The sequence below is a fragment of the Vibrio hippocampi genome, from assembly GCF_921292975.1.
In the GTDB taxonomy this organism is placed as follows: Bacteria; Pseudomonadota; Gammaproteobacteria; order Enterobacterales; family Vibrionaceae; genus Vibrio; species Vibrio hippocampi.
This window is the reverse complement of sequence record NZ_CAKLCM010000002.1, coordinates 1,478,451-1,490,568: the sequence shown is the minus strand read 5'-3', so window position 1 is coordinate 1,490,568 and position 12,118 is coordinate 1,478,451. Positions and strand designations below refer to the sequence as shown.

Sequence of the window (12,118 nt, the reverse complement as noted above, 5' to 3'; positions counted from 1 at the left end):
CGCAGAATGAACGGATGCAGAGCCAATTGATGGTGGGCAGCGTTGATCATAGACGCTACACCCCAACTGAGCATCACCTCAACTACCCACTGTTTATGCCTGCGATTGATCTCGACGAGCTAGAGCAATTGACGAATAAAGTATGGGGATTTGGTGAACGCTGGTGGCACTGGGCACGATTTCGTCGTCAAGACTATGTTGGCGGTGAAGGTGGCTTAAAACGGGCAGTACAGAAAAAGGTCGAGGAACTCACCGGTGAGCAGATCACAGGGCGAGTGGTGGCGGTGTGCCATTTGCGTTATTTGGGGATCTACTTTAGTCCAGTTAACTTTTATTACCTCTATGATGATAACGACCAATGGCGCTACCTTCTTGCTGAAGTGAGCAACACCCCTTGGAATGAGAGACACTACTATGCGATTTCGGCTCAGCAGGGTAATAACCATCAGAACTGGACTCACGATAAAGCATTTCATGTTTCTCCCTTTAATCCTCTGTCTCAGCAATACCAATGGCGGCTGAAACCTTTAACGCAACGCGTATTTGTCTATTTAGCCTGTCATCAAGAAGAAAAAGTGTTCGACGCCACGTTAGCGTTGAAGGCTAGGGCATTTACCTCGACAAATTTAGTCAAGCTACTGTTAGCCACGCCAGTGATGGCAGTCAAAGTGGTCGCGGGCATTTATTGGCACGCCTTGAAGCTTTGGCTGAAGAAAGTACCCATTTACGACCACCCGAAATACAAGACTCAAGACAAACCGTTGAGCAAGTAGGGATATTAAAAGCATTAGGGAGATACAAATATGATCAATTCCACATCATTACCAGCACCGACGTCTCTAAACGGTTTGCAAAAAACAGCAAAAGGCATTGCGTACCATTGTTTGTACAAACTGGAAATAGGCTGTTTAACGGTAATTGAAAGCTTTAGTCAAGACGGAAGCAACGGCAAGTCGGTGGGCGAACGCTTTGGTAAGCCGAATGGTGACGAACCGAATGCGGTGATTGAGGTGAAGCATCCGGAGTTTTATCGTCGCTTGTTGCAAGGCGGAAGTATTGCCGCGGGTGAGGCTTATATGGAGGGTTGGTGGGACAGTCCAGATTTGACGTCTTTGATGGAGTTGATGGCACTTAACCTGAATGCCCTCGATTCTATTGAAGAGCGTTCCGGCTTTTTGAAGAAGATCTTGTATAAGCTTGGTCACTGGGTCAATCGCAATACTGAGCAGCAATCAAAGCAGAACATTCACGCTCATTACGATCTAGGTAACGACTTGTATGAGACGTTCCTTGACACAAATATGCTTTATTCCTCGGCGCTGTTTCACTCACAAGTTGAGACGTTAGAGCAAGCTCAGATAAACAAAATGGACCGTCTTTGTCAGCAGCTAAAACTGACTCCAAGTGATCATGTGATGGAAATTGGTACCGGTTGGGGGGGAATGGCGATCTATATGGCGAAGCAGTACGGCTGTCGTGTAACCACCACCACGATTTCGGACGAGCAGTATGACTATGCCAAAGCTGAGGTTGAAAAGCAGGGATTATCACAGCAAATCACCTTGTTAAAACAAGACTATCGCAAACTGGAAGGGCAATTCGATAAATTGGTCTCTATCGAGATGATAGAAGCCGTAGGTAAAAGCTATCTTGTCTCTTATCTTAAAAAGTGCCAATCATTGTTAAAACCCAAGGGCTTGATGGCCATTCAGGCGATTACCATTGCTGACCAGCGATACGATTACTATTCAAACAGTGTCGACTTTATTCAGAAGTACATTTTTCCGGGGGGCTTTTTACCGTCAATCACTGCGTTAACTGGCAACTGTACCCGGCATACGGATTTAATTGTGCGGGATTTATATGATATCGGTCCTGATTACGCGTTGACACTGCAACACTGGCGCAAGCGTTTTGAGTCGGCGTTAGAACAGGTCAAAAGTCTGGGTTATGACGAGCGCTTTATCAGAATGTGGCGTTATTACTTCTGCTATTGCGAGGGCGGCTTTAAGGCAAAAAGCATCAGTACCGTGCATATGACGTTACAACGTACCACCTAAAGGTGATTAAGATGTCTGCGACGAAACAGCTCATTCTTGTCAGCACTTGGTTTCAAGTTTTCTGGTTTTTGGCGGTGCTGGGTCAAGCATCCTTAGCTTGGTTGAGCGTTGTTCTGGCGGTTGTCACGGTTTTAGTCACTTGCCAGCGTTTTCAACTGAGAGTGTCGCTATTGGCGGCAATTGCATTGATGGGCATGGTGATCGATGGTTTAAACCATCAGTTTGGGCTGTTGATATTTGACTTGCCTTTTATTCCCATTTGGCTGGGCGCGTTATGGGTGATGTTCGCTTGGTACGCGCTCTATCTATGCCGTGTGATTAGTCAATATCCCATCGTCATTGTGGCGGTTGCAGGGGGAATCGGTGGCTCTCTTAGTTATATTGCGGGCTATAAACTGTCTGCGGTGGAATTTGGGGTCACTATGACCACCGCCGCTGCCATTTTGTTTGTCGAGTGGTTTTTTATCGTGTTAGCAATCCTATCGCTCTATCGTTTCGTACAAAAACGGAAAGGGAGGATCAGTCATGGCGCGTTATAGTAAATACAGTATCGCTTTCGCATTGTTATTGGGAGTTGGCTTGCAAACGAGTGGCACACAAGCGAGTGACATGCAGACGAGTGACATCCAGACGAGTGACATCCAGACAAGTGAAAGACGAACCTTGCATCGTGAGGGTATGGAGTGGTCGCAGTGGCAAGTTGTCGGTGAGGCGCAGCTATCATGGTTATTTTTTGATATTTATCGCTCACAATTGCTCGCCCCTGATGGGCGATATCGACAGGACGATGATGTCACGCCGCACCCTATTGCCTTGAAAATTACTTATCAAAGAAGTATCAGTCGTCAGCAGTTGCTCGATGCCACTTTGGATCAGTGGCAAGAGATGGGCTTCGATAAAGAAACGCGCCACCGTTGGATAGCGACTCTCTATGATATTTTTCCCGATGTGGACGAAGACCATCAGTTAATTTATGTGACGGATGGTAGTACAGGTACGTTTTATTCACTCGTTCCCAAACAGCCAATGAAAGCGGTCGGTCATATCGAAGATGAAATGCTAAACGATGGGTTTTTATCTATTTGGCTCGGTCGTAACAGCCAATTCCCCGATTTAAGATCGCAATTGATAGGAATGAATCGATAATGAAAAGATTGCACCCGTTCTGGTTGTTGCTACTGACACTCTTTGTTTCAGCTTGCAGTAGCGATATTGATGATTATCAACAGACACAACCGAGCTTTGACCTGTTTGGCTACTTTGAAGGAAAGACACTAGCTTGGGGGATGGTTCAAGACTATACCGACCAACAAACGCGCCGTTTTACGGTGTCGATCATTGGAACGATAGAGGGCGATACACTTGTCCTTGAGGAAGATTTTGTTTTCGATGATGGCGAACTCGACCGAAGAGTATGGGTGATCAGTCGCTTAGACAATGGACGTTATGTTGGTGAAGCGGATGATATCGTGGGGACAGCGGAAGGGATTGAGGTCGGTAATGCTCTGCATTGGAAATATGATTTCAATCTTGAGGTGGACGACTCAAGTCATACGGTCACGTTTGATGATTGGCTGTACAGACAAGATGAAAAGCACCTGTTTAATTTAACCAGTATAAAAAAATGGGGCGTGGAGGTGGGGCGTATTACGCTGTTTTTCCAAAAATGACCCAAATAATGCGGTACAAGATAAATAAGGTTCGAGAAAAATACGGTAAAAAATAAATACGTTGCAAGAAAAAGCCGCTAAGGAGTGACTCCAAAGCGGCTGATATTTTTTAGCAGGCTATAGACAATTACAGCTTGTCAGTCAGTTCAATAGCTTGACCGATGTAGTTCGCTGGTGTCATCAGTTTTAAACGTGCTTTTTCATCTTCTGGTAGCTCAAGACCGTCGATAAAGTTACGCATTGCTTCACCGTCAACACGTTTACCACGAGTTAGCTCTTTTAGCTTCTCGTATGGCTTCTCGATACCGTAGCGACGCATTACCGTTTGCACTGGTTCAGCAAGCACTTCCCAGTTTTTGTCGAGTTCTGCCAGTAACGCATCACGATTCACTTCTAGCTTACTAATGCCTTTTAGCGTTGAAGTATAAGCAATGATGGCGTAGCCACAGCCAACACCAAGGTTACGAAGAACCGTTGAGTCAGTCAGATCACGCTGCCAGCGTGAAACAGGTAATTTTTGCGCAAGGTGAGCAAATACTGCATTCGCTAAACCAAGGTTACCTTCTGAGTTTTCGAAGTCGATTGGGTTAACTTTGTGTGGCATGGTTGAAGAACCGATTTCGCCCTCGATGGTCTTCTGTTTGAAGTGACCCAGTGCGATGTAACCCCATACATCACGATCAAAATCGATAAGAATTGTATTGAAGCGTGCAATCGCATCAAACAGTTCAGCAATATAATCGTGTGGTTCAATCTGAGTCGTGAACGGGTTCCAAGTGACACCTAGCGACTCAGTGATGAAGTCTTCACTGAATTTGTGCCAATCAAGCTCAGGATATGCAGATAGGTGAGCGTTGTAGTTACCCACAGCGCCATTAATCTTACCTAAAATTTCCACCGCTTCGATTTGCTTATATTGACGCTCCATGCGGTAAGCCACGTTCGCCATCTCTTTACCCATTGTGGTTGGAGACGCGGGTTGACCGTGCGTGCGTGAAAGCAGGGGAATATCGCGATACTCTTCAGCCAGTTTGCTGATGGCATCAATGATGTTGCGGATCTCAGGAAGAATAACCGTCTCACGCGCTTCTTTAAGCATAAGAGCATGAGAGGTGTTGTTAATATCTTCAGAAGTACAAGCGAAGTGAATAAATTCATTCACAGCGTGTAGTTCAGGGAACTCTGCCACTTTTTCTTTTAGAAAATACTCAACCGCTTTAACATCATGGTTTGTCGTGCGCTCAATCTCTTTGATTCGTGCCGCATCTTCTTCGTTGAAGTTGGCTGCAAGGTTATCTAAGAATTGATTCGCTTCGGCGCTAAATGCAGGGACTTCTTTGATTGCATCAGTGGCTGCAAGTTTTTGTAGCCAACGAATTTCAACGATAGAGCGGTACTTTAGCAGACCGAATTCACTGAAAATGCTGCGAAGTGCGATTGTCTTACTACCGTAACGGCCGTCTACTGGTGAAACAGCAGTCAATGCTGACAGTTCCATGTTGTTCTCCTGGATTGAGTTTCTAAATTTTGTGAGCTTTATACCAATAACTGTGGCAATTGTCACGAATATTACGCAAACGTTTGCGCTCGATGGTTATTTGGCTAAAGGTTGTCCGAAAAAAAACAGCTCGCAATCGATGCGAGCTGAGGAATTACATTCTTGCTAACAGGATTTTCGCCTGATCGATCATCTTCTTGCGACCGAATATCAAGTGTCGGCGTCCACCGCCCACTTGACGCCATAGAACCGCACTACGAATACCAGAGAGCAAAAGCGCGCGCACTTTTTGCTGAACCCCAGTTTGTTGTAAAACTGCCGGAGTCCCAGTCACTTGGATTCTTGGACCGATTGGGCTAATGACATCGAGATAGATGCTGGCAAGGTTGCTGACCATCTGTTCATCTAACAGCTCATAATGATCAAGTTGACGAGAGACGGTTTGTAAACGGTCACCAAGTTGCGACATGGCGTCGTTGCGGCTGTTGAGTTTACGCTCTAGTGCCAACAGGCTAATCATATAACGAGTAATCTCACTACCTTTCGGCGTGCTGTCGATACCATTAACCAGACACTCAAGACCGATCTTAAGGTCAGCTTCACGACCGAAGACACCCAGAGTGTTTGCTGGGTTTAGGTTAGAAATTGCCTTTAATTGGGTTTCAAACGCGTCTGAATCACAATAACCGTCTCTCGCGACTTGTTGAACAAGAGCCACTGCTTGGCATATTCCAGCAAAAGCGATAGTACGGTCATAAAGTGTGTTAGCCACGTAATTCTCCTCTATTAAATTCTTTGTTCGATGATGCCGCCGCCTAGGCAGACGTCGTCAAGATAGAACACCGCAGATTGTCCCGGTGTTACTGCCACTTGTGGTTCATCAAAGATCACCTTGATGTTGTTATCATCTATGGGAATGATAGTACAAGGAATATCTTGTTGACGGTAACGAGTTTTAACCGAACATTGCAGCGGTTCAGTGATTACGCCACGATCTACCCAGTGAAGTTGCGACGCAACGAGTCCGTTAGATTTTAGCAACGGATGGTCTGCCCCTTGCACGGCGATAAGCACATTGCGTTTTAGGTCTTTTTCCGCCACATACCAAGGGTCTTCATTACCACCGCCGCCTTTTTGGCCGCCAATGTGTAGACCCTTACGTTGACCAAGTGTGTGATACATCAAGCCTTGGTGTTCGCCAATCTCTTTACCTTCAGGGGTTTCGATTTTACCCGGTTGTGCGGGTAAATAGCGAGATAAGAAATCAGTAAATTTGCGTTCACCGATAAAACAGATACCGGTCGAATCTTTTTTCTTGGCGGTGATCAAATCTTGCTCTTCGGCAATACGGCGAACTTCTGGTTTTTCTAAATCGCCGACCGGGAATAGGCTTCGCGCTACTTGATCGTGGCTCAATGTATATAAGAAGTAGCTTTGGTCTTTATTACCGTCTAGACCACGTAACATCTGTGGTTTTTCACCATTTTCTGGGAATGAGCGACGGACATAATGACCCATAGCGATATAGTCTGCCTCGAGAACTTCGTCAGCAAACTCTAAAAACGCCTTAAATTTGATCTCTTTATTACAAAGAATATCGGGGTTTGGTGTGCGACCCGCTTTATATTCAGCAAGAAAATACTCAAACACATTATCCCAGTATTCCGCAGCGAAATTGATGGTATGTAGGTGGATACCTAGCTTATCACAAACTGCTTGAGCGTCAGCGAGGTCTTCTGCGGCCGTGCAGTATTCTTCGTTATCATCTTCTTCCCAGTTCTTCATGAACAGGCCTTCAACTTGGTAGCCTTGCTGCTTCAAAAGATAAGCTGAAACAGAAGAGTCTACGCCGCCGGACATACCGACAATGACTTTCTTTTGGCTGTTATCAGACATAGTTAAATATTCACCTAAATCAATTGGACGCCGATTCTAACAGAAAGCGAATCAGCAATACAGTTGCGCGATACAAATCACGTTTTGTCACGATTTCTTGCTCGATTCGAGCCAAAGGATAAGTGCAAATCCCGTGCTCGAACTCAGTGCTCAGCATACGAAAATGGGTCTTTAACAGCGAAAAAACAAGGTCATTTAAAATAATTATTATGCGTAAACGTTTGCGGCTGTTGCTCAATTTGCTCCCATCATCTATACAGAGTTAGAATCACCCGCAAATTTTTATAGTGAAAGAAAATCAATGAAATTTCCTGGCCAAAGAAAATCAAAGCACTATTTCCCTGTACATGCTCGTGACCCTCTGGTGACACCGGCAACCAATAATAAAAAAATGGCGAAAACTCATATCATCGGCATTGACCAAACTCTAGTCGATATCGAAGCAAAGGTTGATAGTGAGTTCATTGAGAGATTCGGTTTAAGCAAAGGTCACTCATTAGTTATTGATGACGCGACTGCTGAGACGCTTTATAACGAGCTAAAACAAAAAGAATTGATCTCCAATGAGTTTGCGGGTGGAACAGTCGGTAATACGTTACACAATTTCTCGGTGTTAGCGGATGATAAATCGGTATTACTGGGAGTAATGAGTCAGGATATTAAAATCGGTGGTTATGGATATCGTTATCTCTGTAACACTTCGAGCCGCATGGATCTCAATTACTTGCAAGCCGTCGATGGCGCGATAGGTCGTTGTTTTACATTAATAACGGAAGATGGTGAGCGTACTTTTGCTATTAGCGAAGGGCAAATGAACCAACTTCGACCAGAGAGCATTCCGGAAAAAGTATTTAAAAATGCGTCGGCGTTAGTATTAACTTCTTATTTAGTCCGCTGTAAACCGGGTGACCCAATGCCTGAAGCGACGATGCAGGCAATTGAATATGCAAAAAAACACAATGTTCCTGTGGTATTAACATTAGGCACTCGTTTTGTTATTCAAGAAGATCCCGAGTATTGGCAACAGTTTTTAAAGCAGCACGTGACTGTTGTAGCGATGAATGAAGATGAAGCCGAAGCATTAACGGGCGATAGTGATCCATTATCCGCCGCTGACAAAGTATTGCAGTGGGTGGATTTAGTGCTGTGTACCGCAGGTCCCGTTGGACTATTTATGGCAGGTTACACAGAAGATAGTGCTAAACGAGAAACGTCGTTGCCATTACTTCCGGGTAATATTGCCGAGTTCAACCGTTTTGAATTTAGTCGCCCGGCATTAAGAGCAGAGTGTGAAGAACCACTAAAGGTTTATTCACATATTGCGCCTTATATGGGTGGACCGGAAAAAATTAAAAATACCAATGGTGCAGGGGATGCAGCATTGTCGGCACTGTTGCATGATATGGCGGCGAACAAATACCACAGAGGTAATGTGCCTAATTCAAGCAAACATCAACATTCGTTCATTACTTACTCATCATTTTCTCAAGTCTGCAAATATGCCAACCGAGCGAGTTATGAAGTTTTGGTTCAGCATTCCCCTCGTTTATCTCGCGGATTACCAGAGAGAGAAGACAGCCTTGAAGAGGCTTATTGGGAAAGATAAAAATTGCAAAGATAAAAAAAGCGCCGAAAGGCGCTTTTTTTTCACTTGTAAAAGTGAGATTAGATCTCGAACTCTTCTAAAGACTTACCTGCATCAAGCTGAGTTTGAATTGCAGAAGGTGTACGACCTTGACCCGTCCAAGTTTTTTCTTCGCCGTTTGCATCAATATATTTATATTTAGCAGGACGAGGAGCGCGCTTAGATTTACCTTTAGATTTGCTTTCGCCAGCAAGCGCCGCAATAAGGTCTTCAACATCAATACCATCTTTAGCGATCATTTGCGCGTATTCGCTTAATTTAGCTTCGCGTTCTTCTTTAGCTGCACGTTCTTCCGCTTCAGATTCTTGTCTTTCGCTAACAACAATCGTTAACTTCTCAAGAGCTTCTTCTAATTGCTCAAGAGTCAGTTCACGAGAAAAAGCACGAAGGCTACGGATATTTAGTAGAGTTTTAGTTAATTCAGACATGTGAATTCCCATCTTTAATATTAGGTTATTGGTTAATAATAAACTCGAAGTTTAGCTATGACAATATTTATTGCTTAATTATATGCGAATTTCTAATTATTGGTTACAAATTGGAGATCAAAACAGTCTCATTAATGATAACGGTGTTTTATAGGAAGACAATCTTAGTATTAATTAGTTCCAATGATGAGTAATAGCGATTAAAAAATTTTCAACAGAATGTGTTTGCCGTTGCATATACAGTTAAGTGGCAATGAGGATTATCTGAACGAGATGTCATTTCAAAGGAAGTATGCGGCCAACATTGAGCTATTAACATAAATAGGATTAATGGAACGTAGGGTATAAATAGTCGCCATAATCACATGCAACGGTTATAGAGAAATGATTGAAATATTTAGTTACATCTAAATGACCAGCTAATGTCATGGCAGGGTCAGGAATTAGTCAACTTTATTTAATGTACTGACAATTATAAATTAATTTGCATAAGGGAATAGGTGACCGTTTTCTTATTTTTTGCTGATAAACGCATTTTATCTACTTAATTGTTAACGGAAACGATTAAAACTCATCACAACATTCACAAAATTCCATCAATTTTTGTGTTGCAATTGACTTTTCGGTAAGTAGAATAACGCCCACCTAGTGCAAAGGTGAGATTTTTCTATCGTCATTTTGTTTTAATGTAGTGAAAAATCTTGCTTTTGATGTAGAGGTGCGATTGTGAAAAGTCCTTGTCGTTGGGGTGATGCCAATGAACGACAACAAAAGGCTCAGTCGCCGAAGTGAGAATTGTCCATCAAACATTCTTGCTGGGGTTGTATCCGAAAGGAGCAACACTGCCATAGTCTATTATTTGTTAAACTATGGAGCGCTACTGTAGGGTTGGGTGAAGTGTTCACTTCCCTTTCGCTTAGTTCAACATTTGTGTACTGACTTTGATGGTACACATGTCTGCAGTAGATCTCTAACCAACCTGAAAACTGGTTTTTGAAGATCATGAATTTAATCGATTTTGCTACCTCCCCAATGTCATTGCTACCTCCGATCGTAGCTCTTGGCCTTGCTATTATCACTCGCCGCGTTCTGCTTTCTTTGGGCGTGGGTATCCTACTTGGTGCACTTTTACTCCAAGACTTTTCGTTCGCTAACTCAGCTCAGTACATTTTTAATACCGTCTCGGGCGTTATCGTTGAAGATGGCGGTCTAAACATGTGGAATATGAGCATCGTAGGCTTCCTATTATTGCTTGGTATGATGACTGCGCTGTTAACTTTATCTGGCGGCACCAAGGCGTTTGCTGAATGGGCTCAGGCTCGTGTTAAGAGCAAGCGAGGCTCAAAGTTGCTTGCGGCATTCTTAGGCGTATTTATTTTCGTCGACGATTACTTTAATAGCTTGGCAGTCGGTGCGATTTCTCGCCCTGTGACGGATCGCTTTTATGTTTCTCGCGCCAAACTTGCTTATATCTTAGATTCCACCGCAGCACCAATGTGTGTTCTGATGCCTGCTTCGAGTTGGGGCGCCTACATCATGACGATTGTCAGCGGTATCCTAGTGGCGCATGGCATTACTGAGTATTCGGCGATTGGTGCCTACGTGCGTATCATTCCGATGAACTTCTATGCGGTGTTTGCGTTGCTGATGGTGTTTGCGGTTGCGTGGTTCCAACTTGATGTGGGTCCAATGCGTAAGCACGAGCTTCAAGCCAAGAAAGGTCACGGTTTTGATAATGATAAAGAAACCGATACTCAAGAAGCCCATGAATTGAACGAAGAGTTGGATATTAAAGAGAGTGATTTTGGCTCGGTATCCGATCTTATTCTGCCTATTTTGGTTCTGATTGGCGCGATGATTGTTGCTATGCTGTTCACTGGCGGTCAAGCGTTAGCAGCGGATGGCATTGCCTTCAATCTTCTGGGTGCTTTTGAGAACACCGATGTTGGTACTTCCCTCATTTATGGTGGTAGCGCAGGTTTGCTTACCGCTGTTGCGACCGTGGTTAGACAAAAACTGGCATTGAAAGATGTTGCCATGACGATGTGGATTGGTGCGCGTTCAATGTTTGGCGCCATCTTGATTCTGTTCTTTGCTTGGTCAATTGGCTCTGTTATTGGCGATATGAAGACTGGTGCTTACCTATCTTCAACCGTTCAAGGTAACATCGACATTCATTGGCTGCCTGTGATTCTATTCTTGTTGTCGGGCTTTATGGCATTCGCAACCGGCACTTCGTGGGGTACGTTTGGTATCATGCTGCCGATTGCTGGCGATATGGCCGGGGCGACGGATATTGCCATGATGCTACCGATGTTAAGTGCAGTATTAGCGGGTTCGGTATTTGGTGACCACTGTTCGCCGATTTCTGATACCACTATCTTGTCATCGACGGGTGCGCGCTGTAATCATATTGACCACGTTTCGACGCAGTTGCCTTATGCGCTATCGGTCGCGTTGGTGTCTTGTATTGGTTTTATCACGTTAGGTATGACGACTTCAGTTGCTATCTCTTTTGCGGCAACGAGTGCTGCTTTTGTTGTTGTGTGTCTGATACTCAACTCAGTGTCTAAATCACGTATGGTGAAAGAAGCGTAAAGACGTTTCCAAATCTGAAAATGAGCCAATTATTGGCTCATTTTTTTTGCCTTGTTTTTGCTAACAAAAGAGAATGGCAAGCAACGCTTGTCTGATTTGACCCTTGATAAGGGCGGATATTGTGACTGTATACCGGGTACAAAAAGTGCCCTTAGATCGGAACAACAAAAAAATGGTCAAAAGTTGAAATTAGTGGTTGAAAAAGCCATTAACCTTAGTTAGTGTGGAGTTACAAGATTAAAGGAACCAAATAAGTATGCGTAATTTAGGTATGAACATTCATCACCATCATCACCCAGTCTAGACTTTCGGGAGATGAGCGC

At 44.0% G+C, this 12,118-nt stretch carries 11 protein-coding genes, 1 riboswitch and 1 other annotated feature (1 of these 13 running past the window's edge); of the genes, 7 read left to right on the top strand and 4 right to left on the bottom strand.

The features are described from left to right. Positions 1-14 precede the first annotated feature (14 nt). From L9Q39_RS09025 to L9Q39_RS09005, 5 genes are read left to right on the top strand one after another with little or no spacing between them, the layout of a single operon-like run. A complete protein-coding gene (locus L9Q39_RS09025) occupies positions 15-773 on the top strand; it encodes a DUF1365 domain-containing protein (protein ID WP_237485543.1) in 759 nt (252 codons plus the stop codon). Positions 774-803: 30 nt separating this feature from the next. Then, the gene (locus L9Q39_RS09020; RefSeq protein WP_237484755.1) at positions 804-2,060 is read left to right on the top strand and encodes an SAM-dependent methyltransferase; all 1,257 of its coding nucleotides are present in this window, start codon (positions 804-806) and stop codon (positions 2,058-2,060) included. Between the two features lie 11 nt (positions 2,061-2,071). Further along, positions 2,072-2,599, top strand: a complete 528-nt coding sequence (locus L9Q39_RS09015; protein ID WP_237484754.1) for a DUF2878 domain-containing protein — start codon at positions 2,072-2,074, stop codon at positions 2,597-2,599. Next, complete coding sequence (locus tag L9Q39_RS09010; protein WP_237484753.1) at positions 2,586-3,206, top strand: chalcone isomerase family protein; 621 nt, start codon at positions 2,586-2,588, stop codon at positions 3,204-3,206. Before L9Q39_RS09015 ends, L9Q39_RS09010 begins: the two co-directional genes overlap by 14 nt. Then, on the top strand, positions 3,206-3,730 hold the full coding sequence (locus L9Q39_RS09005; RefSeq protein WP_237484752.1) for a DUF3833 domain-containing protein: 525 nt from the start codon (positions 3,206-3,208) through the stop codon (positions 3,728-3,730). Before L9Q39_RS09010 ends, L9Q39_RS09005 begins: the two co-directional genes overlap by 1 nt. A gap of 127 nt (positions 3,731-3,857) precedes the next feature. Here the strand turns inward: L9Q39_RS09005 and purB are convergent, their stop codons facing one another. The 3 genes from purB to mnmA form a co-directional block, all read right to left on the bottom strand. Further along, positions 3,858-5,228, bottom strand: a complete 1,371-nt coding sequence (purB, locus tag L9Q39_RS09000) for an adenylosuccinate lyase (protein WP_237484751.1) — start codon at positions 5,226-5,228, stop codon at positions 3,858-3,860. A 154-nt stretch (positions 5,229-5,382) separates the two neighbouring features. Then, on the bottom strand, positions 5,383-6,000 hold the full coding sequence (hflD, locus tag L9Q39_RS08995) for a high frequency lysogenization protein HflD (protein ID WP_237484750.1): 618 nt from the start codon (positions 5,998-6,000) through the stop codon (positions 5,383-5,385). Positions 6,001-6,014: 14 nt separating this feature from the next. After that, complete coding sequence (gene mnmA / locus L9Q39_RS08990) at positions 6,015-7,124, bottom strand: tRNA 2-thiouridine(34) synthase MnmA (protein WP_237484749.1); 1,110 nt, start codon at positions 7,122-7,124, stop codon at positions 6,015-6,017. A gap of 301 nt (positions 7,125-7,425) precedes the next feature. Here mnmA and L9Q39_RS08985 point away from each other — a divergent pair, with 301 nt between their 5' ends. Next, positions 7,426-8,730 (top strand): inosine/guanosine kinase, encoded by a 1,305-nt coding sequence (locus L9Q39_RS08985; RefSeq protein ID WP_237484748.1) that lies wholly within the window; start codon positions 7,426-7,428, stop codon positions 8,728-8,730. Positions 8,731-8,789: 59 nt separating this feature from the next. Here the strand turns inward: L9Q39_RS08985 and L9Q39_RS08980 are convergent, their stop codons facing one another. Continuing rightward, positions 8,790-9,197 (bottom strand): H-NS family histone-like protein, encoded by a 408-nt coding sequence (locus tag L9Q39_RS08980; protein WP_237484747.1) that lies wholly within the window; start codon positions 9,195-9,197, stop codon positions 8,790-8,792. 705 nt (positions 9,198-9,902) lie between these two features. Then, a riboswitch (Lysine riboswitch) is annotated at positions 9,903-10,085 on the top strand. Between the two features lie 114 nt (positions 10,086-10,199). On the opposite strand from L9Q39_RS08980, the gene L9Q39_RS08975 reads away from it, so the two are divergent. Further along, positions 10,200-11,795 (top strand): Na+/H+ antiporter NhaC family protein, encoded by a 1,596-nt coding sequence (locus L9Q39_RS08975; RefSeq protein WP_237484746.1) that lies wholly within the window; start codon positions 10,200-10,202, stop codon positions 11,793-11,795. Between the two features lie 279 nt (positions 11,796-12,074). After that, positions 12,075-12,118, top strand: a sequence feature (His leader region); it runs 90 nt beyond the window's last position.